The following is a 20,416-nucleotide window of genomic DNA, read 5'->3' as shown; positions in this document are numbered from 1 at the left end:
TGGAACCACCGAACAGGACCAGCCATGGACACAGCCGTCCCAGGAACCCCGAAAACCCCAGCCGTCTCGGCTGTCGTCGTCGGCGCGGGCGTGCTCGGCGCCTGCGTCGGCTACCACCTCGCCCGCCAAGGCGTCCGCGTCGTGGTCCTGGAGGAGGCGCGGCCCGCGTCCGGCACCTCCGGCGCCACCTTCTCCGCCGACGTCACCCATCTGAAGACCCCGTACGCCTACTACCGGCTCAACCGGCAGGGCGCCGAGGAGCACCGCCTGCTCTCCGGGACGCTCGCCGGACCCGCCTGGCTCCACCCCGCACCCCTCGTGCAGTGGGCCGACGGCGACGCGGCCCACCAGGCGCTGCGCGAACGGGTCCTGCGCGCCCGGGGCTGGGGCCACGACTGCCGCCTCGCCCCGCCGTCCGCGCTGCGCGACCTCGCGCCCGCCGTCGACCCCGCCGCCTGCGCCGCCGACGAGGTCGCGGTGTACGGCAGCGCCGTCTGGTTCGACGCGCCGCGCTTCGTGCACGCCCTGCTCGACGCGGCCGTGGAGCACGGCGCCGAGACGCACTACGGGGTCGCCGTCACCGGCCTGACGCGGACCGGCGACGGGCGGATCACCGGCATCACGGCCGGGGACCGCTCCTGGAGCGCCGACACCGTCGTGAACTGCGCGGGCCCGGCGGCCGACCGGATCGCCGCCCTCGCCGGGGTGCGGCTGCCCATGCGGCAGGTGCCGGGGCTCCTCGCCGAGAGCGCACCGCTGCCAGGGCCGCCGCTCGCCGCGATCGTCGTCGCCCCGGGCGTCGACCTGCGGCCCACGGCGGACGGCGGTGTCCTCGCGCTGTCCTGGGAGATCGACGCACGCCTGGAAGGCTCCGGCACCGCCGCCCTCGACGGGCTGCCGCGGGAACTGCACCGGCGCGCGAGCACCGTCCTGCCCGGCCTGGCCCGCACCAGGATCGACGACGCCAGGATCGGCGTACGGCCCATCCCGTCCGACGGGCTGCCGCTGGTCGGCGCGGTCGCCTCGGCGCCCGGCCTCTACCACCTCGTCTCGCACAGCGCCGTCACCCTGGCCCCGGTTCTCGGCCGGCTCGCCGCGCGCGAGATCGTCACCGGACGCCCCGCCGCCGAACTCGCCCCGTACCGCCCCGACCGGGCCGTCCACGACTCCGTGCAGGACGAGAACCTGCGCGCGATGAACGGCCGGCGCCGGCGGTCGCAACGGGCCGGCCAAGGACTCTGAGGACAGGTCCTCAGCGGGTCGGGCGAAGCACGTCGCGGTCCGGCAGCGCCCCGGAGGGGCGCGGGGAACCGCGCGACCAGCCACGACGGCGCCGCAGTCGGCCGGACACCTGTCGCGGTACTTCCAGCGGAGCGCTCAGGCATCGGCGACCGAGTCGAACTGCACCTCGTCGCGGCCCACGCCCTGCGCGTCCGCGTCGACCGAGCGGCGCAGCGCCTCGTGGAGTTTGGCCGGGGTGAGGACGCCGAGGAAGCGGGCACCGTCGAGGACCGCGACCCAGCCCGCGTCGTGCTGGAGCATCACCCCGAACGCCTGCTTGAGCGGGGCGCCGACCGGGACCCAGGCGTTCATCCGGTGCGCGAGATCGCCGACCCGGCCGTCAGGACCGGCCAGGGCCGCCTCGTCGACGCCGATCCAGCCGTGCAGATCACCGCTTCCGTCCAGGACCACCGCCCAGCGCGCCGCCTCCGCGCGCATCCGGGCCGCGGCCTGCTCGGCGGACCCGTCGAGGCGGACCACGGCCGGCTGCTCCAGGTCGTCCGGCTCGATCGCGGTGACCGACAGCCGCTTCAGGCCACGGTCCGCGCCGACGAACTCGGCGACGTACGGTGTCGCGGGCGTGCCCAGGACCGCGCCAGGGGTGTCGAACTGCTCGATGCGGCCCTGCCCGTACACCGCGATCCGGTCGCCGAGCCGGACCGCCTCCTCGATGTCGTGCGTGACGAGCAGCACCGTCTTGCGCACCGCCGCCTGCATCCGCAGGAACTCGTCCTGCAACTGCTCGCGCACCACCGGGTCGACCGCGCCGAACGGCTCGTCCATCAGCAGCACGGGCGGATCCGCCGCCAGCGCCCGCGCCACGCCGACCCGCTGGCGCTGCCCGCCGGACAGCTGCTCGGGATAGCGGCCGCCGAACGTCTTCGGGTCCAGGCCCACCAGATCGAGGAGTTCGGCGGCGCGCGCCCGCGCCTTCGCCTTCTTCCAGCCGGTCAGCGCGGGCACGGTCGCCGTGTTGTCGAGGACCGTGCGGTGCGGGAAGAGACCGACCTGCTGGATGACGTAGCCGATCCGGCGGCGCAGCTTCACCGGGTCGAGGGTGGAGATGTCCTCGCCGTCGACGAAGACGCGGCCGGAGGTCGGCTCGATGAGCCGGTTGACCATCATCATCGTCGTGGTCTTGCCGCAGCCGGACGGCCCGACGAGCGTGACCAGTTCGCCCTCGGCGACCTCGAAGGAGAGGCCGTCCACCGCCGTCGTGCCGTCCGCGTACCGCTTGGTGACCTGATCGAACCGGATCATGGAAGCACGCTAACCGCGCCCGTCACTCCCCGCTCACCAGAACCACCTCCAGGGTGCGCGGACCGTGCACCCCCTCGACCCGGTCGAGTTCGATGTCGCTGGTCGCGGACGGGCCCGAGATCCAGGTGAGCGGACGGCGCGGATCGAGCCGTTCGAGGGCCTGCGGGACGGCGGAGACGACCTGGTCCGGAACGCGCACCACGCAGATGTGGTGGTCGGGCACGAGGGTGATGCGGCGGCGGCCCTGGTCGGGCGAGCCGTCGAGGACGAGGGTGCCGGTCTCGGCGACGGCCACCGCGCAGGCGGTGACGACGCTGTCGGCCTCGGCGAGTTCGGCGGGGGTGTTCGCGGCCCGGTCCCGGATGAGGGTCGCGTCCACCTCGGCCAGCCACTGCGACGGCAGCTCCGGTGGCACCACCACCGTCCGTGAGCCGCGCTCGGACAGCAGCCGCGCGATCGTCCGCCTCACTTCGGCGGAGGTGGTGCGGTGCACGATCGCCCGGTAGTCGGCCAGGTTCTCGGCGAGCAGCTCGACCGTCTCCTCGACGCTCCGGTCGCCGTGCTCGCGCAGATAGTCCCGGTCGATGTCCGTGGCGTACGACGTCGGGGCCGCCCCGCCCTGCCGGTCTCCGAGCGCACGCCGCACGCGGCCCAGGATCACCTCCCTGCTGCTCATCGCGCGTCGTCCTTTCCGCCGTTCGTCCGCTGCCACCAGTCGCGGAACGGTTCCGCGGGCACCTTCGGCAGATCGCGGGTCGCCGTCCACGCGCGGCCGGGGCCCGGCACCGTACGCGGATGGAAGCGGCGGGTGCGCGAGGCGAGGCGCTGGCCCGTGCCGAGCGCCGCCGGGTGGGTGAACGCCCAGCGCGCCGCGCGCATCGCGGCGCGCTCCGCCGCGTGCCCCTTGGCCGGTTTCAGCGTCACTTTCGCGCCGCGCCGGGTCACGTCGCCGCCCTGGACGACCCGTTCCCGCAGATGTACGAGCACCTCGGGGATGTCGATGGCGACCGGGCACACCTCGTAGCAGGCGCCGCAGAGCGAGGACGCGTACGGGAGGGAGGCGTCGATCTCGCTGGCGGTGCCCCGGAGCTGGGGGCTGAGGATGGCGCCGATCGGGCCCGGGTAGACGGAGCCGTAGGCGTGGCCGCCGGCCCGCTCGTACACCGGGCAGACGTTCAGGCAGGCCGAGCAGCGGATGCAGCGCAGCGCCTGGCGGCCCACCTCGTCGGCGAGGGTGTCGGTGCGGCCGTTGTCGAGCAGGACCAGGTGGAAGGTGCGCGGACCGTCGGAGTCGGCCGTGCCGGTCCAGGTCGAGGTGTACGGGTTCATGCGCTCGGCGGTGGAGGAGCGCGGCAGCGTCTGGAGGAAGACCTCCAGGTCCCGCCAGGTCGGCACGATCTTCTCGATGCCGACGACCGAGATCAGCGTCTCGGGCAGCGTCAGGCACATCCGGCCGTTGCCCTCGGACTCGACGACGACGAGCGTGCCGGTCTCGGCGACCATGAAGTTCGCGCCCGAGACGCCGACCTTGGCGCGCAGGAACTTCTCGCGCAGGTGGAGGCGGGCGGCCTCGGCGAGTTCGGCGGGCGTGTCGGTGAGCCCTTCGGGGGCCGGGCGGCCCCACTCGCCCATCTCCTTCTTGAAGATGGTGCGGATCTCGTCCCGGTTGCGGTGGATGGCGGGGACGAGGATGTGCGAGGGCCGGTCCTTGCCGAGCTGCACGATGAGTTCGGCGAGGTCGGTCTCGTACGCGGCGATCCCCACCGCTTCGAGAGCCTCGTTGAGGCCGATCTCCTGCGTGGCCATCGACTTGACCTTGACGACCTCCGACTCGCCCGTCTCCTTGACGAGCCGGGTCACGATCCGGTTGGCCTCGTCGGCGTCGGCGGCCCAGTGCACGGTGCCGCCCGCCGCCGTCACCGACTCCTCCAGCTGGAGCAGGTAGTGGTCGAGGTGGTGGAGCGTGTGGTCCTTGATCTGCTTGCCCGCCTCGCGCAGCAGCGCCCAGTCGTCCAGCTCGGCGACGGCGCGGGCGCGCTTGTCGCGGATGGTGTGGGTGGCGTGCTTCAGGTTGGCGCGCAGGGTGGTGTTCCGTACGGCGTCGTGCGCCGCCTTGGGAAAGGCGGGCATACCCACGTAGGTGCCGCTCATGCCAGGGGCTCCTTCTCGGTGCTCGCAAGGATCTCCGCGATGTGGACCGGCCGCAGCTCCGTGCGCAGGCGGCTCATCGTGCCGCCGATGTGCATCAGGCAGGAGTTGTCGGCGGCGCAGAGCACGTCCGCGCCGGTCGACTCGGCGTTGCGCACCTTGTCGGCGCCCATCGCGGCCGAGACGTCGGCGTTCTTCACGGCGAACGTGCCGCCGAAGCCGCAGCACTCCTGCGCGCCCGGCAGTTCCACGAGCTCCAGACCCTCGACCGCGCGGAGGAGCCGGGCGGGGCGGTCGCCGAGGCCGAGGGAGCGCAGGCCGTGGCAGGTGGGGTGGTAGGTCACCTTGTGGGGGTAGTACGCGCCGACGTCCGTCACCTTCAACACGTCGACCAGGAACTCGGTCAGTTCGTACGTCTTCGGCACCACCGGGGCGAGGGTGGCGGCGAGGCCGTCGCCGCGGCCCTCGGCGCGGGCCCGCTCACCCATGCGCGGGTACAGCTCGCGCACCATCGCCGCGCACGAACCGGACGGGGTGATGATCGCGTCGTACGCGCCCGAAGCGATACCAGGGCCGAAGACATCGGAGTAGTGGCGGGCGAGCGGTTCGGCCTCGTGACGGTAGCCGGTGTTGTAGTGGGCCTGCCCGCAGCACGTCTGCGCCGCCGGGAAGTCCACCTCCACACCCAGTCTGGTCAGGAGTTTCACCACGGCACGGCCCGTATCGGGGTAGAGCGTGTCGTTGACACAGGTCAGGAACAGCGCGACACGCATCGTGGCCCCTTCGGTTCGGTGCGGTTGGGTCGGTTCGAGCTGGGCGTTCTGATCGGGTCGGTCATCGGACGGGTGCAGCGTACGTCGTGTGCCGTACCCGGTCACGAGGCGGCGACACGGGCCTCCGCCGCCGCCCACTGCGTCGCCGGTCCGCGCGGTGTGTAGCGCGTCAGCGGCTGCGTGTCGGCGACGAGCGCGCGGGCCGCAGCCCGGTCGCCGAGGATGCCGTCGGCGCGGGCCTGGACGAGGACGTTGCCGAGCGCCGCGGCCTCCGCCGGGCCCGCCACCACCGGCAGGCCGCAGGCGTCCGCGGTCAGCTGGCACAGCAGCGCGTTGCGGGCGCCGCCGCCGACGATGTGCACGACGTCCACCGGGCGGTCGGCGAGCCGCGCCGCCTGCGCGACGGCCCTGCGGTGCGCGAGCGCGAGAGAGTCGAGGATGCAGCGGGTGGTCTCGGCGGGGGTACGGGGTTCGGGCTGGTCCGTGGCGCGGCAGGCGGCGGCGATGCGGGCCGGCATGGAGCCCGGGGCCAGGAACGCGGGGTCGCTCGCGTCGACGACCGAACGCAGGGCGGGTGCGTGCGCGGCTTTGTCGAGCAGGTCGGCCAGGTCCGGGTCGCCCCAGGCGCGTTGGCACTCCTGGAGCAGCCACAGGCCCATGATGTTGCGCAGGTAGCGGACCGTGCCGTCGATGCCCAGCTCGTTGGTGAAGTTCGCCGCGCGGCTTTCCTCGGTCAGGACGGGGGCGTCCAGTTCCAGGCCCGCGAGGGACCAGGTGCCTGTGCAGATGTAGGCGAAGTTCGCGTCCTCGGTCGCCGGTACCGCCGCCACGGCTGACGCCGTGTCGTGCGACGCGACCGTCGTCACCGGGACCGGGCCGGTCAGGCCGGTTTCGGCGAGGACATGGGGCAGGAGTACGCCGGCCGGGTCGCCCGGGTGGCGCAGTGCGGGGAAGAGGGCCAGGTCCGTGCCGGTGCGGGCGGCGATGTCGTGCGCCCAGTCGCGTGTGCGGGGGTCGATGAGCTGGGTGGTGGAGGCGTTCGTCAGCTCGGTGCCGCGTTCTCCTGTGAGCCAGTACGTGAGGAGGTCGGGGATCAGCAACAGGGTTGCCGCGCAGCCCAGTTGGGCTGTTTCCCGGGCCGCCGCCAGCTGGTAGAGGGTGTTGAAGGGGGCGTACTGGAGGCCCGTCGACGCGTACAGCTCCGCTGGGGGTACCTGGGACCAGACCTTCTCCGCGATGGTGTCCGTGCGGGTGTCCCGGTAGTGGTACGGGTTGCCCAGGAGAGTGCCGTCCGCGTCGAGGAGGCCGTAGTCGACGGCCCAGCTGTCTATGCCTATCGAGCGGACCTGGCCCGTCTTGCGGAGTCCGTCCAGGATGCCTGCGTAGAGGGTGAGGATGTTCCAGTGCAGGGACGTGCCCGTGCGGACCGGGGTGTTCGGGAAACGGTGCGCTTCGTTCAGGGTGAGGGTGTCGCGGGTGACCTGGGCTGTGATGACTCGGCCGCTCGATGCGCCCAGGTCTATTGCGGCGTAGGGGGTGGTGGGCATGGGTTCGCCTTTGCGCCGTAGCAAGTGGGGACGTGGGTGCGAGTGCGGATGCGGGTGCGGGTGCGTTGTGGCTGGTCGCGCAGTTCCCCGCGCCCCTGATAGCGCCGTTGTGTGTGGCGGCTTGTGGGTGGGTGCGGGTGTGTTGTGGCTGGTCGCGCAGTTCCTCGCGCCCCTGATAGCGCCGTTGTGTGTGGCGGTTTGTGGGTGGGTGCGGGTGTGTTGTGGCTGGTCGCGCAGTTCCTCGCGCCCCTGGGGCGCCGTGGTGGTGGGCGGTTTGTGGGTGGGGGCGGGTGTGTTGTGGGTGGGTGCGGCGGTCTCCGCGTTTTTTGCGGGGCGCCGGGGCTGGGCGGCGCCCCGGTTCGTCGTCTCACCTCACCTCAGGAACGCCGCTGCCACCCCCGCGTCCACCGGGACGTGCAGGCCCGTGGTGTGGGTCAGGTCGCCTGCTGTCAGGGCGTAGACCGCGTTGGCCACGTGCTCGGGGAGGACCTCGCGCTTGAGGAGGGTGCGCTGGGCGTAGAACTCGCCGAGCTTCTCCTCCTCGATGCCGTACGTCGCCGCGCGCTGCGCGCCCCAGCCGCCCGCGAAGATGCCGGAGCCGCGCACGACCCCGTCGGGGTTGACGCCGTTCACGCGGATGCCGTCACTGCCCAACTCAGCTGCCAGCAACCGCACTTGGTGCGCCTGGTCCGCCTTCGTCGCCGAGTAGGCGACATTGTTCGGGCCCGCGAACACCGCGTTCTTGGAGGCGATGTAGACGATGTCGCCGCCCATGTCCTGCTGCCGCATGACGCGGGCCGCCTCGCGCGAGACGAGGAACGAGCCGCGGGCCATGATGGCGTGCTGGAGGTCCCAGTCCTTGGCGGTCGTCTCCAGGAGCGGCTTGGAGATGGAGATGCCGGCGTTGTTGACCACCAGGTCCACGCCGCCGAACGCCAGGGCCGCCGCCTTGAACGCCTCCGCGATCTGCTCCTCCGATGTCACGTCCACCGTCGCCGCGACCGCCTTGTCCGGGCCGCCCAGCTCCTCGGCGACGGCCGCTGCGCCCTCGGCGTTCAGGTCGGCCACGACGACACACGCGCCCTCGGCGGCCAGCCGGCGCGCGATGGCCCTGCCGATGCCGCTGCCCGCGCCTGTCACCAGCGCCACGCGCGTGGCCAGCGGCTTCGGCTTCGGCATCCGCTGGAGCTTGGCCTCCTCCAGGGACCAGTACTCGATGCGGAACTTCTCGGACTCCTCGATGGGCGCGTACGTGGAGACCGCCTCGGCGCCCCGCATCACGTTGATCGCGTTGAGGTAGAACTCGCCCGCCACGCGCGCCGTCTGCTTGTCCTTGCCGAAGCTGAACATGCCGACGCCGGGCACGAGCACGATCGCCGGGTCCGCGCCGCGCATCGCGGGGGAGCCCTCCACGGCGTGGCGCGCGTAGTACGCCGCGTACTCCTCGCGGTACTCGGCGTGGAGTTCCTTCAGGCGGGTCGCCACCGCGTCGAGGTCCGCCGTCGGCGGCAGGTCCAGGACGAGCGGGCGCACCTTCGTGCGCAGGAAGTGGTCCGGGCACGACGTGCCGAGCGCGGCGAGGCGCGGGTGCTCCGCGCTCGCCAGGAAGTCGAGGACCGTGTCGGAGTCGTCGAAGTGGCCCACCTGGGGTCGGTCGACCGATGCCAGTCCCCGGACGAGAGGCGCCAGTTCGGCCGCGCGTGCCCGGCGCTCCGCCGCGCCCAGCGCCCCGTACCCCTCAAGGACCGCCCCGAACGGCTCCGGCTTGCCGCGCTCCGCCAGGAACGTCTCCGCCGTGCGGATGATGAACAGCGAGTTCGCCTCGCACTCCTCGGCTGTGTCGCCCCACGCCGTGATGCCGTGGCCGCCGAGGACGCAGCCGACCGCCTCGGGGTGGGCGGCCTTCAGCGCGGCGATGTCCAGGCCGAGCTGGAAACCGGGGCGGCGCCACGGCACCCACGCCACCTTCTCGCCGAAGCACTCGGCGGTCAGCTTCTCGCCGTCCGCCGCGCAGGCCAGCGCGATGCCCGAGTCCGGGTGCAGGTGGTCGACGTGGGCGGCGTCGACCAGGCCGTGCATCGCGGTGTCGATGGACGGCGCGGCGCCGCCCTTGCCGTGCAGGCAGTAGTCGAACGCGGCGACCATCTCGTCCTCGCGCTCCACCCCCGGGTACACCTCGGTGAGCGCACGCAGGCGGTCCAGGCGCAGTGCGGCGAGGCCCGCCGCGGTGAGGGTGCCCAGGTCGCCGCCGGAGCCCTTGACCCACAGCAGCTCGACGTCCGTACCGGTGACGGGGTCGGTGGCGGTGCCCTTGGCGGAGGTGTTGCCGCCGGCGTAGTTGGTGTTGCGGGGGTCGGCGCCGAGCCGGTTCGAACGCGCCAGGAGAGCGGCGACTTCGGGAGGGGTGGCGGAGGACATGCGGATTCCTTCAGTAGGGAGGTGAGGGGGAGGGGAACGGGGCGGGGCGGATGCGGTCAGGCGCCCCAGCCGGCCTGTTCGCCGCCCACCCGCTCGGCCACGATCCGCTCCTGCCAGCCACTCGCGTGGTACGCGGCGACCGGGTCCGGGTGCAGGCCCTGCTCCTCGCGCAGCTCGCGGAGGAGCGGGCGTACGTCGGTGTTGTAGGCGTCCATGAGGACCGCGTTGGCGGTGAGGACGTCGCCCGCGCGCTGGGCGGCGGTCAGGGCGTCGCGGTCGACGAGGAGCGCCTTGGCCGTCGCCTCCTGGACGTTGAGGACGGAGCGGATGACCGCGGGGATCTTCGCCTCGATGTTGTGGCACTGGTCGAGCATGAACGCCACGTTCGTCTCCGCGTCGAAGCCGCCGTTCTTGGCGACCTCGTGCAGGATGCGGAAGAGCTGGAAGGGGTCGGCCGAGCCCACCATGAGGTCGTCGTCGGCGTAGAAGCGGGAGTTGAAGTCGAACCCGCCGAGCCGGCCCTCGCGCAGGAGCAGCGCCACGATGAACTCGATGTTGGTGCCGGGCGCGTGGTGGCCGGTGTCGACGACGACCTGTGCGCGCTCGCCCAGCTTCAGGCACTGCACGTAGGAGGTGCCCCAGTCCGGCACGTCCGTCGTGTAGAAGGCGGGCTCGAAGAGTTTGTACTCGAGGAGCAGGCGCTGGTCGTCGCCGAGTCGCTCGTAGACCGCCGCCAGGGATTCCGCGAGGCGGTCCTGGCGGGCCACGATGTCGTCCTGGCCCGGGTAGTTGGTGCCGTCGGCGAGCCACAGCTTCAGGTCCCCGGAGCCGGTGGCGTCCATGATGTCGACGCACTCCAGGAGGTGGCCGACGGCCTTGCGGCGCACCTTCGGGTCCGGGTGACAGACGCTGCCGAGCTTGAAGTCGTCGTCCTGGAAGGTGTTGGAGTTGATGGTGCCGAGTTCGACGCCGCGCTCCTTGGCGTAGGCGGCGAGCGCCGCGTAGTCGTCGACCGTGTCCCACGGGATGTGCAGCGCCACCTTGGGGGCGATGCCGGTGAACTCGTGCACCTTCGCCGCGTCGTCGAGCTTCTCCCGCGGGGTGCGCGGCACGCCGGCCTGGGCGAACACCTTGAACCGGGTGCCGGAGTTGCCGTAGCCCCAGGACGGCGTCTCGATCCGCTGGCGGGCGAGTGCGGCCTTCACGGCAGCGATGTCAGGCATGTCCACCTCTGAATTCGTGAATCGATTCACTTCGCTGGGAAGTTAACCCCGGGTGCGGAGCGCGTCAAGGGGTCGGACATGGAGCCAAGTGCGTTACGCGATCGTGCTGTTCATCGCGGTGCGCCGCTCTACAGGCGCTTTTTCTGGTTCTTCCGGCGTTCGCCTCTTGACCTGTCGGGAGAAGCGGGGCTAGCTTCCGGGCAACTTCACTGAAACATTTCACCGCCGGTGATCCAACCTGATCCAATCTGATCCAACCTGATCCATCGTGATCCGTCCGGCGCCCTCAGCCATCCCCGTGCGCTCGGCACGGCAACCGGGCCCACCACTTCCGCACACTCACGGAGACATGCAATGACGCATCCTGAACCGGAGACGACTCCGGTGCTCGCGCTGGAGGGGGTGAGCAAGTCCTTCGGCGCGGTGCGCGCCCTGCGCGGCGTCGGCCTGCGCCTGTACGCCGGAGAGGCGCACGCCCTCGCCGGCGAGAACGGCGCGGGGAAGTCGACCCTGATCAAGACCCTCGCCGGGGTGCACCGGCCGGACACCGGAACGGTCCTGCTCGACGGCGCCCCGGTGGAGTTCCACGGCCCCGCGGACGCCCGGGACGCCGGTGTCGCCGTCATCTACCAGGAGCCGACGCTCTTCCCCGACCTGTCGATCGCCGAGAACATCTTCATGGGGCGCCAGCCGCGCCGCGCGCTCGGCCGCGTCGACCACCGCGCCGTCAAGCAGGCCACGGCCGACCTGTTCGCACGGCTCGGGGTCGCGCTCGACCCGGACCAGCCCGCACGTGGCCTCTCCATCGCCGACCAGCAGCTCGTCGAGATCGCCAAGGCGCTCTCCTTCGACGCCCGCGTCCTGATCATGGACGAGCCGACCGCCGCGCTCACCGGCAGCGAGGTCGCCCGCCTCTTCGGCGTCGTACGCACCCTGCGCGAACAGGGCGCCGCCGTCCTGTTCATCTCGCACCGCCTGGAGGAGATCTTCGGGCTCTGCCAGCGCGTCACGACGCTCCGCGACGGCGCCTGGGTCGCCAGCGAACCCCTCGACGGACTGACCGAGGACGACCTCGTGCGCCGCATGGTCGGCCGCGACCTCGACGAGCTCTACCCCAAGCAGGAGACCGAGATCGGCGAGGTGGCGCTCAGCGTGCGCCGCCTCACCCGTGAGGGCGTCTTCACCGACGTCTCCTTCGAGGTGCGGCGCGGCGAGATCGTCGGCCTCGCCGGACTCGTCGGCGCCGGACGCAGCGAGGTGGCCCGCGCCGTCTTCGGCGTCGACCGGTTCGACGGCGGCGACGTCGAAGTACTCGGCCAGAGGCTCAAGCCCGGCGCCCCGAGCCTCGCCATGCACGCCGGGCTCGCCCTCGTCCCCGAGGATCGCCGCGCCCAGGGCCTGGTGATGGACATGTCCATCGAGCGCAACATCGGCCTCACCGGCTTCGCCGACACCAGCCGCGCCGGACTCATGAACCGCAGGGCCGAACGCAGCCGCTCCCTCGACTGGTCGGTCAGACTCCAGGTGAAGTACGCGCGCCTCGCGGACGTCGTCGGCACCCTGTCCGGCGGCAACCAGCAGAAGGTCGTCCTCGCCAAGTGGCTCGCCACCGGGCCGCAGGTCCTCATCGTCGACGAGCCGACCCGCGGCATCGACGTCGGCACCAAGGCCGAGGTGCACCGCCTGCTCTCCTCGCTCGCCGCGGAGGGCGTCGCCGTCCTGATGATCTCCTCCGACCTCCCCGAGATCCTCGGCATGGCCGACCGCGTCCTCGTCATGCACGAGGGCCGCCTCACCGCGGAACTCTCCCGAGCCGAGGCGAACGAGGAGTCCGTGATGGCCGCGGCGACGGGGAGGGCCGCCTGATGTCCGTCCACTCGCCGTCGGCCGTTGTCCGTTCCTACGCGTACGCGCGTGCTTCGTGGTGGCCGGCGCCCCGCGGCGGAGCCGCTGACCGATACAGCCCCGCGCCCCCGAGGCCCGCGGACCCGAGGCCCGCAGAGGTGGCCGCATCATGACCGTTACCGCTCCAGCCGTCCGCGAGGACACCGTCCCCGAACCCACCGCCGGGCGCCGCCTCATCGACAAGGTGTTCAAGGCACGCGAGATCGCCGTCGCCGGCGTACTCGTCCTCATGCTGCTCGCCACCCAGGTCTCCAACAGCGAGTTCCTGTCCGAGCAGGGCGTCAAGGACCTCCTCCTCAACGCCACCATCCTCGTCCTCGTCGCGACCGGTCAGGCCGTCGTCGTCATCACCCGCAACGTCGACCTGTCCGTCGGCTCCGTCCTCGGCATCTCGGCCTTCGCCGCGGGCGACTACCTGCAAGGGGGCGGCAGTTCGATCGTCGCCGTCGTCTACGCGGTCGCCATCGGCGCTGTCTTCGGCGTCCTGAACGGCGCCCTCGTCAGCCTCGGCAAGGTGCCCGCGCTCGTCGTCACCCTCGGCACCCTGTACATCGTGCGCGGCATCGACTCCATCTGGGTCGGCTCGCAGCAGATCGTCGCCGCCGACCTGCCCGACGCGTTCGTCGACTTCGGCCACGACGGCCTGTGGATCGTGCCCTACCTGGCCATCCTCGCCACCGCCGTCCTGCTCTGCGTCGGCTACTACCTGCGCAGCTACCGCAGCGGCCGCGACATGTACGCCCTCGGCTCAAGCCCCGAGGCCGCCTCGCTCGCCGGGATCCCGGTCCGCAAGCGGATCATGACCGCGTACGTCCTGTGCGGCGCCCTCGCCGGACTCGCCGGCGCCCTCTACCTGGCCCGCTTCGGCAACGTCGACTCCGGTACCGGCAACGGCTACGAACTCACCGTCGTCAGCGCCGTCGTCGTCGGCGGCGTCGCCTTCACCGGCGGCTCCGGCACCGTCTACGGCGCGGCCCTCGGCGCCCTGCTCCTCACCTCCATCAACAGCGTCCTGCCCGCCATCGGCGTCAGCTCCGTCTGGGTCACCGCCATCAACGGCATCCTGCTGCTGCTCGCCATCGCCGTCGACCGGATCCTGGCCCTGCGGGTCGCCGCAGTGCTGCGCAAGCAGGCCGCACAGATGAGGAGCGCCCGCCATGCCTGACCGCCTCAAGAACGCCGTGCGCTGGGACACCGCCGTCGGCGCCCTGCTCATCGTGCTGCTGCTCTGCTCGTTCTCGTTCGTCGACAACTTCGGCAACGCGCTCAACATCTCGTTCCTGATCGGCAACACGCTGCCCATCGCCCTGATCGCGCTGCCGATGACGATGCTGGTGATCTCCGGTGAGGTGGACCTGTCCGTCGGCTCGACGGCCGGGCTCTCCGGGGCCGTCATGGGCGCCCTGTGGAACCAGGGCATGGCCATCGAGACGATCATCCCGCTCTGCCTGGTCCTCGGCGTCGTCTGCGGCCTGATCAACGGGCTCCTCGTGACCCGCCTCGGCCTGCCGTCCCTCGCCGTCACCATCGGCACGATGGCCGCCTACCGCGGCATCGCCCAGATCGTCCTCGGCTCCGACTCCGTCACCGACTTCCCCTCGCAGTACCTGGACTTCGGCGCGGGCCGCTTCGGCGACACGTTCCTGCCGTACGCCGCGCTGCCGTTCATCGTGTTGTGCGCCGTCGCCGTCGTCGTCCTGCACGCCACCCGCCTCGGACGCTCGCTCTTCGCGATCGGCGCCAGCGAGGAGGCGGCCCGGTTCTCCGGCGTCCGCGTCAAGCGGCTCAAGCTGTCCATGTTCGTGACGACGGGCGTGCTCTCCGCGCTGACCGGCGTGTTCTGGGCCCTGCACTACGCCAGCGCCCGCTACGACAACGCCACCGGGCTCGAACTCTCCGTCATCGCGGCCGTCCTGCTCGGCGGCATCGACTTCGACGGCGGCAAGGGCACGCTCGGCGGCGCCATCGCGGGCGTCTTCCTGCTCGGCTCGCTCCAGAACGTGATGAGCCTGCTCAACGTCTCCGCGCAGTCCCAGATCGTCGTCACCGGTGTCCTCCTGGTGATCTCCGTGCTCGCCCCGCGCGTCGGCCGCCAGATGGCGCAGGCCAGGGCGCGCCGCAGGACAGCCGCGGCGCCACCACCTCCGGCGCCGGCCACCTCGTAGAACACGCCCTCTCGTCTCCGTACAGTCCACCACCCGTAAGGAACCGCCATGTCCCGGACCGTCACCGCCAGAACCCGCCGGCTCACCGCCGCGCTCGCCGTCACCACCGCGCTCGTCCTCGGCGCCACCGCCTGCGGCGGCACGACGAAGGACGACGCCGACAAGGAGGCGGTGAAGTCCAACGCGGCCGGCAAGGCCGACCCGAACGCCGCCACCAAGAAGGGCCTCACGGTCGCCTTCCTGCCCAAGCAGGTCAACAACCCGTACTTCACCACCTCCGACAACGGCGGCAAGAAGGCCGTCGAGGAGCTCGGCTCGACGTACAAGGAGGTCGGCACCAGCAGCGGCACCGACACCTCCGGGCAGGTCTCCTACGTCAACACGCTCACCCAGCAGCAGGCCGACGCCATCGCCGTGTCCGCGCAGGACCCGGGCGCCCTGTGCACCGCGCTCAAGCAGGCCATGAAGAACGGCGTCAGCATCGTCACGTACGACTCCGACACCAAGGCCGACTGCCGCAACGTGTTCGTCTCGCAGGCCAGCGCCGAGGACCTCGGCCGCACCCAGGTGCAGCAGATGGCCAAGCAGATCGGCAACAAGGGCGAGATCGCGATCCTCTCGGCGGCCCAGACGGCCACCAACCAGAACACGTGGATCGACTACATGAAGGACGAGCTGAAGAAGCCCGAGTACAAGGACATCAAGCTCGTCACCACCGCCTACGGTGACGACGACGCGCAGAAGTCGTTCCAGCAGACGCAAGGGCTGCTCCAGGAGCACCCGAAGCTGGCGGGGATCATCTCCCCGACCACCGTCGGCATCAAGGCCGCCGCCCAGTACCTGTCCGGCTCGAAGTACAAGGGCAAGGTCAAGCTGACCGGCCTCGGCACCCCCAACGACATGCGCGCCTACGTCAAGAACGGCACCGTCGAGGCGTTCGAGCTGTGGGACCCGGCCAAGCTCGGCGCGCTCGCCGCGCACACCGCCGTCGCCCTGGAGTCCGGCCAGATCAGCGGCAAGGAGGGCGAGAGCTACAAGGCCGGTGACCTGGGCGAGTTCACCATCGGCAAGGACGGCGTCGTCTCCCTCGGCAAGCCGACCGTCTTCGACAAGTCCAACATCGACCAGTACAAGTTCTGAGTCCTGAGTCCTGAGGGAGCACCCCGAGTGTCCATGCAGCGCGTCTGCTTTCTGCTCAAGGTCAGAGCCGACCGGATCGACGAGTACCGCGCCCGCCACGAGAACGTGTGGCAGGAGATGCGGGCGGCCCTGACCGCCACCGGCTGGCACAACTACTCGCTCTTCCTGCGCGAGGACGGCCTGCTCGTCGGCTACCTGGAGACCGCGGACTTCGACGCGGCGCGCGCCGCCATGGACGCCACCGACGTCAACGCCCGCTGGCAGGCCGAGATGTCCGGCTTCTTCGAGGAGCTCGACGGGCAGGCCCCCGACGCCGCGATGCGCCCGCTCACCGAGGTCTTCCACCTTGCGTGAGCGCGCGACGGCCGGCATCAAGGACGTGGCGCGCGTCGCCGGGGTCTCCGTCGGCACCGTCTCCAACGTCCTCAACCAGCCCCACCGGGTCTCCGAGCCGACCCGCCGCCACGTCCAGCAGGTCATCGCCCGGCTCGGCTACGTCCGCAGCGAGTACGCGCGCCAGCTGCGCGCCGGACACAGCCGGATCATGGCGCTGCTCGTCCTGGACATGGGCAACCCGTTCTTCGTCGATGTCGCGCGCGGCGCCGAGCGCGCCGCGCGCGACGCCGGGCTCGGCGTCATGGTGTGCAACAGCGCGCAGAACCCGGCGGAGGAGGCCGAGTACCTCTCCCTCTTCGCCGAGCAACGCGTGCGCGGCGCCCTGATCACCCCCGCCGACCCCAGCGGCGCGACCCTGCGCGACTTCCGCCGCCACTCCATCCCGTACGTGGTGGTGGACCGGGTCGCCGGGGACGAGGAGGGGTGCTCGGTCTCCGTCGACGACGTGTCCGGCGGCGCGCTCGCCATCCGCCACCTCGTCGCCGGGGGCCACCGCTCCCTCGCCTACGTCAGCGGCCCGCCCCACCTCAAACAGGTGCAGGACCGCCGCGAGGGCGCCCTCAAGGCGCTCGCCGAGGCGGGCCTGGACGGCGGGATCCTGCGCGAACTGCCCACCGAACGGCTCGACGTGGCCGCCGGACGCGACGCGGGCGCCCGCCTCCTCGGCCTCGCCGACCGGCCCACCGCCGTCTTCTGCGCCAACGACCTGCTCGCCCTCGGTGTCCTCCAGGCGCTGTACGCGGCCGGGGTCAAGGTCCCCGACGACATGTCGATCGTCGGCTACGACGACATCGAGTTCGCGGCGGCGGCCACCGTCCCGCTCACCTCGGTGCGCCAGCCGGCGCTCACCCTGGGCACCATCGCGGCGGAGCTGCTGCTCCAGGAGACGGGTGAACGCGCGGCCGACCACCGCCACCAACACGTGGTGCTGCGCCCGGAGTTGGTGGTACGCGGATCGAGCAGGGCCCTCTAGCTCAACGGTCCGGGGTGTCAGCGCACCGCGCTGGTCAGGCGGTACCGCCCCGCCGGCAGCCGGTAGGTGGCCGTACCGTCCTCGAACCCGACGAACCGCACCCCGTCCACGGAGGCGAGCGGGGTGCGGCCCTCGCGCACCGAGGACGCCGACACGGCGGGCAGGCTCAGCGTCGCCGCACTGTTGGCGGGGACGACCGCCTCGTACGCCAGCGTCCCGTCCTCGGCCAGCGACCACGCGCTGGTGATCTCGCCGTACGGGGACTCGTGCCGCCCGGTGACCCTGGTGACGGAGCCGGTCGGGTCGAGGTGCGGACGCAGGACGAACCGCTGGAAGCCGGGGTGCTCGGGGTCGCGGGCGATGCCCGCCATGTAGGCGTACATCCACTCGGCGATGGCGCCGTAGGAGTAGTGGTTGAAGGAGTTCATCTCGACGGGCCCGAAACCGTCCTCCCGCGAGTACGAGTTCCAGCGTTCCCACACCGTCGTCGCGCCGTTCTCGACCGAGTACAGCCAGGACGGCATCGCGTTCTGGTGCAGCAGCTTGTACGCGAGGTCGGCGCGGCCCTCGTCGGTCAGGACGGGCGCGAGGACGTTCACGCCGAGGAAGCCGACGGAGAGCGTGTTCTCCGCGTACCGCACGCGGGCGCTGTCCGGGTGGGCGGCCTTGTACGCGGCGTCGTTGCCGATGTTGTCCGCCAACAGGGCGACCAGGGCCCGGCGTTGGGCCTCGGTGTCGTAGAAGCCGAGCTTGAGGACCCAGAGGAGCGCGGACTGGCTGTCGTCCTCAGGGTCACCGCCCATGGGCGGCTTGCCGCCGATGCTGGACTTGACGGTGACGGTGTCGCCGTCGGCCGTCACGTACGTGGCCATGAAGGCGCGCCGGATCTTCCCGAAGAGGTCGTCGTACGCCCTGCCCTCGGCCGTACGCCCCGTCGCCCGCGCCATCTGGGCCATGAGCCGCACGCTGTAGGCGTAGTAGACGTCGCTCATCAGCTGAGTGCCGGTGTTCTGGAACGCGAGCCAGTCGGCGAAGATCGCGCCCTGCCCGGCGTAGGTGTCGCCGCCCTTCCGCTCGATCCAGTCGATGTAGCGGACCATCGCCTCCCAGCTGCGGTCGATGATGGTCGCGTCCCCGCTCATCTGCCACACGGTCCACGGCACGATCACACCGCAGTCCGCCCAGCCGCTGCACGGCGCCGCCGCGTTGTACCGGTTGCCGGGCGCGACCGCCGTGAACTGGGCGCCGTCCACCCCGTAGATCTTCTGCGACTCGATCAGGGTGGACTGGAAGTGGCTGAGGAAGGCGACCGAGTCGGTGTTGTAGAGGCCGGTGTTGGAGAAGACCTGGGTGTCGCCGGTCCAGCCGAGCCGCTCGTCGCGCTGCGGGCAGTCGGTCGGCACCCAGAGGTAGTTGCCGCGCTGCCCCCACCGCACATTGCTGATGAGCTGGTTGATCGCGTCGTCGTCCGTGGTGAGGCTGCCGATGTCGCGGAGGGCGGACGTGGCGACCTTGCCGGTGAGCCCGGAGACGGTCACCTCGGCGCCGGGCGTCGTCACCTCCACGGACACGAAGCGGAAGCCGTAGAAGGTGAGCGAGTCCTGGTGCGTTTCGCCGTCCTTCGCGCCTTTCAGGATGTACGTGCTCGTCGCCTTGGCGCTGCGCAGGTTGGCGCGGTACAGCGAGCCCACCGGGCCGTCCGCGCCCGCGCTGTCGTCGTTCAGCATCTCGCCGAACCTGACGACGACCTCCGCGCCGGCCGGGCCGCGCAGCGTGTAACGGGGGACGCCGACCATGTTCTGGCCGAGGTCGAAGACGGCGGTGTCACCGGCCCGCAGAGCGACGGGCCCCGGCGCACCGTCCGTCGAACGGTCCTCGTCGGGCACGATGCGGCCCTTGCCGTTGGCGCTCGACGACGCGCCGGTCACCTCGCTGTAGACGGTGAGGGACTGCGGGCGCCGGTCCCACTTCGCCATCAGGCGCGCGCTCTCACCGGGGTAGGCGGTGAGCTGGGCGTCGGGGAACTCGGCTGCGTACCCGACCTGGTCGACCTCCGCCCAGCCCTTGGTGTCGAAGCCGTTCGCGGTCCAGCCGGCCAGCTCCTGGCGGGCGTCGTAGGTCTGGCCGTCGTAGATGTCGTCGGCGCGGTACGGGCCGGTGTCGGTGGCACGCCAGCCCTCGCCCGGCTCGGTGACGATGCTCTGCGTGGAGCCGTCGGCGTAGCGGACGAGGAGCTTGGCCTTGAGGGCGAGGGGCTTGCCGTCCTTGGAGTAGTAGGTGCTGCCCTCGGAGACGCGGCCGTTGTACCAGCCGTTGCCGAGGACGGCGGCGAGCGTCACCGACCGGCCGCGCGCGACCAGCTTTGAGACGTCGTAGGTCAGGTAGTTCACGGTCATGTCGTAGTTGGTCCAGCCGGGCGTGAGCAGCTCGGCCGTGCGGCCGCCGTCCTGCGGGACGGTGACGCGCTCGCCGTTCACGTACGCCTCGTAGACGCCGAGCGCGCTGATGTACAGGCGCGCCTCGCTCACCTCGCCCTTGCGCAGGGGTGTCTCGCGGCGCAGGAGCGGCGCGCCCGCCGAGTTCGGTGCCTTGCCCCTCATGCCGACCCACTGGGCGCCGTCCCATTGGGTGGCGCCGTCGGTGCTCAGCAGCCCGGTCTCGAACCAGGCGGTGGACGCGGTGCCGACCGGGCGGTTCCCGCCGTCCCAGACGGTGACGTTCCAGAAGTAGCGTGTCGACGGCTTCAGCCGGGGTCCGTCGTACAGAACGGCGACGGAGTCGGACGACGCCACCCGCCCGCTGTCCCACACGTCGGCCCGTGACTTGTCCAGCCGTGCGGCCGAGGTGGCGACACGGATGCGGTACGCGCCCTGCGCGAGCCCGCGCCGCCGCGCCCCGAGCCGCCAGCCGAAGCGCGGCCGTGCGGCGTCCGTGCCGAGCGGCAGCGCGCGGTGCTCGACGGTGAGCCCGGTGACGGCGCCGTCCCCGCCCCGCGCCGTGGGGGTGGCGGCCCGGGCGGGCGCGGCGCCCGCGAACGTACCGGCGGCGGCCACGACGGGCACGGCTCCGGCGGTCGCGGCGAGAACGGTCCTGCGGCGGATGTCGCTGCTCATCTTTCAGGTGTCCCTTCGACGGTGAAGGTGCTCTGTGATGGTGGGGGGTGCTGCGGACGTGCTCCTTGCGGATG

The 20,416-nt window shown here is 71.6% G+C and carries 15 protein-coding genes; 7 read left to right on the top strand and 8 right to left on the bottom strand.

Annotated features, from left to right (window positions below; translation table 11 throughout):
- The first annotated feature begins 24 nt into the window (after nucleotides 1-24).
- Complete coding sequence (locus ACH4RC_RS19160) at nucleotides 25-1,242, top strand: NAD(P)/FAD-dependent oxidoreductase (protein ID WP_398202123.1); 1,218 nt, start codon at nucleotides 25-27, stop codon at nucleotides 1,240-1,242.
- A 135-nt stretch (nucleotides 1,243-1,377) separates the two neighbouring features.
- On the opposite strand, the gene ACH4RC_RS19155 is transcribed toward ACH4RC_RS19160, so the two are convergent.
- The 7 genes from ACH4RC_RS19155 to rhaI form a co-directional block, all read right to left on the bottom strand.
- Complete coding sequence (locus tag ACH4RC_RS19155) at nucleotides 1,378-2,541, bottom strand: ABC transporter ATP-binding protein (protein WP_398202121.1); 1,164 nt, start codon at nucleotides 2,539-2,541, stop codon at nucleotides 1,378-1,380.
- A 22-nt stretch (nucleotides 2,542-2,563) separates the two neighbouring features.
- On the bottom strand, nucleotides 2,564-3,217 hold the full coding sequence (locus ACH4RC_RS19150; RefSeq protein ID WP_398202118.1) for a lactate utilization protein C: 654 nt from the start codon (nucleotides 3,215-3,217) through the stop codon (nucleotides 2,564-2,566).
- A complete protein-coding gene (locus ACH4RC_RS19145; RefSeq protein ID WP_398202115.1) occupies nucleotides 3,214-4,692 on the bottom strand; it encodes a LutB/LldF family L-lactate oxidation iron-sulfur protein in 1,479 nt (492 codons plus the stop codon). Before ACH4RC_RS19145 ends, ACH4RC_RS19150 begins: the two co-directional genes overlap by 4 nt.
- Nucleotides 4,689-5,462: a (Fe-S)-binding protein gene (locus ACH4RC_RS19140; protein ID WP_398202112.1), complete on the bottom strand. Its 774-nt coding sequence runs from the start codon at nucleotides 5,460-5,462 to the stop codon at nucleotides 4,689-4,691. Before ACH4RC_RS19140 ends, ACH4RC_RS19145 begins: the two co-directional genes overlap by 4 nt.
- A gap of 101 nt (nucleotides 5,463-5,563) precedes the next feature.
- Nucleotides 5,564-7,009 carry a rhamnulokinase family protein gene (locus tag ACH4RC_RS19135; RefSeq protein ID WP_398202111.1) on the bottom strand — a complete coding sequence of 482 codons (1,446 nt, stop codon included), beginning with the start codon at nucleotides 7,007-7,009 and terminating at the stop codon, nucleotides 5,564-5,566.
- 372 nt (nucleotides 7,010-7,381) lie between these two features.
- Nucleotides 7,382-9,427 carry a bifunctional aldolase/short-chain dehydrogenase gene (locus ACH4RC_RS19130; protein WP_398202109.1) on the bottom strand — a complete coding sequence of 682 codons (2,046 nt, stop codon included), beginning with the start codon at nucleotides 9,425-9,427 and terminating at the stop codon, nucleotides 7,382-7,384.
- A gap of 56 nt (nucleotides 9,428-9,483) precedes the next feature.
- Nucleotides 9,484-10,650, bottom strand: a complete 1,167-nt coding sequence (gene rhaI / locus ACH4RC_RS19125; RefSeq protein WP_398202106.1) for an L-rhamnose isomerase — start codon at nucleotides 10,648-10,650, stop codon at nucleotides 9,484-9,486.
- Between the two features lie 354 nt (nucleotides 10,651-11,004).
- Here rhaI and ACH4RC_RS19120 point away from each other — a divergent pair, with 354 nt between their 5' ends.
- From ACH4RC_RS19120 to ACH4RC_RS19095, 6 genes are all read left to right on the top strand, one after another.
- Entirely contained in the window at nucleotides 11,005-12,516 is a 1,512-nt protein-coding gene (locus ACH4RC_RS19120) for a sugar ABC transporter ATP-binding protein (protein WP_398202103.1), read from the top strand.
- A gap of 148 nt (nucleotides 12,517-12,664) precedes the next feature.
- Nucleotides 12,665-13,720, top strand: a complete 1,056-nt coding sequence (locus tag ACH4RC_RS19115) for an ABC transporter permease (protein ID WP_398202101.1) — start codon at nucleotides 12,665-12,667, stop codon at nucleotides 13,718-13,720.
- Entirely contained in the window at nucleotides 13,713-14,720 is a 1,008-nt protein-coding gene (locus tag ACH4RC_RS19110; protein ID WP_398202099.1) for an ABC transporter permease, read from the top strand. The genes ACH4RC_RS19115 and ACH4RC_RS19110 overlap by 8 nt, the downstream gene beginning before the upstream one ends.
- Before the next feature lie 48 nt (nucleotides 14,721-14,768).
- On the top strand, nucleotides 14,769-15,860 hold the full coding sequence (gene rhaS / locus ACH4RC_RS19105) for a rhamnose ABC transporter substrate-binding protein (protein WP_398202096.1): 1,092 nt from the start codon (nucleotides 14,769-14,771) through the stop codon (nucleotides 15,858-15,860).
- A 33-nt stretch (nucleotides 15,861-15,893) separates the two neighbouring features.
- Complete coding sequence (locus tag ACH4RC_RS19100; protein WP_398202326.1) at nucleotides 15,894-16,214, top strand: L-rhamnose mutarotase; 321 nt, start codon at nucleotides 15,894-15,896, stop codon at nucleotides 16,212-16,214.
- The gene (locus ACH4RC_RS19095; protein ID WP_398202093.1) at nucleotides 16,207-17,229 is read left to right on the top strand and encodes a LacI family DNA-binding transcriptional regulator; all 1,023 of its coding nucleotides are present in this window, start codon (nucleotides 16,207-16,209) and stop codon (nucleotides 17,227-17,229) included. Before ACH4RC_RS19100 ends, ACH4RC_RS19095 begins: the two co-directional genes overlap by 8 nt.
- 17 nt (nucleotides 17,230-17,246) lie before the next feature.
- Here the strand turns inward: ACH4RC_RS19095 and ACH4RC_RS19090 are convergent, their stop codons facing one another.
- Nucleotides 17,247-20,342 (bottom strand): family 78 glycoside hydrolase catalytic domain, encoded by a 3,096-nt coding sequence (locus ACH4RC_RS19090; RefSeq protein WP_398202091.1) that lies wholly within the window; start codon nucleotides 20,340-20,342, stop codon nucleotides 17,247-17,249.
- Nucleotides 20,343-20,416: the final 74 nt, after the last annotated feature.

The sequence above is a fragment of the Streptomyces sp. NPDC016845 genome (assembly GCF_044332585.1).
Taxonomy (GTDB): domain Bacteria; phylum Actinomycetota; class Actinomycetes; order Streptomycetales; family Streptomycetaceae; genus Streptomyces.
Note: the sequence above shows the minus strand (reverse complement) of the source record. Positions and strands in the feature narration are given on the sequence as shown.

Excerpts from the sequence above, each read along its gene's own strand:
- ACH4RC_RS19160 (WP_398202123.1), top strand. The coding sequence starts at position 25 with ATGGACACAGCCGTCCCAGGAACCCCGAAAACCCCAGCCGTCTCGGCT.
- ACH4RC_RS19155 (WP_398202121.1), bottom strand. The coding sequence starts at position 2,541 with ATGATCCGGTTCGATCAGGTCACCAAGCGGTACGCGGACGGCACGACG.
- ACH4RC_RS19150 (WP_398202118.1), bottom strand. The coding sequence starts at position 3,217 with ATGAGCAGCAGGGAGGTGATCCTGGGCCGCGTGCGGCGTGCGCTCGGA.
- ACH4RC_RS19145 (WP_398202115.1), bottom strand. The coding sequence starts at position 4,692 with ATGAGCGGCACCTACGTGGGTATGCCCGCCTTTCCCAAGGCGGCGCAC.
- ACH4RC_RS19140 (WP_398202112.1), bottom strand. The coding sequence starts at position 5,462 with ATGCGTGTCGCGCTGTTCCTGACCTGTGTCAACGACACGCTCTACCCC.
- ACH4RC_RS19135 (WP_398202111.1), bottom strand. The coding sequence starts at position 7,009 with ATGCCCACCACCCCCTACGCCGCAATAGACCTGGGCGCATCGAGCGGC.
- ACH4RC_RS19130 (WP_398202109.1), bottom strand. The coding sequence starts at position 9,427 with ATGTCCTCCGCCACCCCTCCCGAAGTCGCCGCTCTCCTGGCGCGTTCG.
- rhaI (WP_398202106.1), bottom strand. The coding sequence starts at position 10,650 with ATGCCTGACATCGCTGCCGTGAAGGCCGCACTCGCCCGCCAGCGGATC.
- ACH4RC_RS19120 (WP_398202103.1), top strand. The coding sequence starts at position 11,005 with ATGACGCATCCTGAACCGGAGACGACTCCGGTGCTCGCGCTGGAGGGG.
- ACH4RC_RS19115 (WP_398202101.1), top strand. The coding sequence starts at position 12,665 with ATGACCGTTACCGCTCCAGCCGTCCGCGAGGACACCGTCCCCGAACCC.
- ACH4RC_RS19110 (WP_398202099.1), top strand. The coding sequence starts at position 13,713 with ATGCCTGACCGCCTCAAGAACGCCGTGCGCTGGGACACCGCCGTCGGC.
- rhaS (WP_398202096.1), top strand. The coding sequence starts at position 14,769 with ATGTCCCGGACCGTCACCGCCAGAACCCGCCGGCTCACCGCCGCGCTC.
- ACH4RC_RS19100 (WP_398202326.1), top strand. The coding sequence starts at position 15,894 with ATGCAGCGCGTCTGCTTTCTGCTCAAGGTCAGAGCCGACCGGATCGAC.
- ACH4RC_RS19090 (WP_398202091.1), bottom strand. The coding sequence starts at position 20,342 with ATGAGCAGCGACATCCGCCGCAGGACCGTTCTCGCCGCGACCGCCGGA.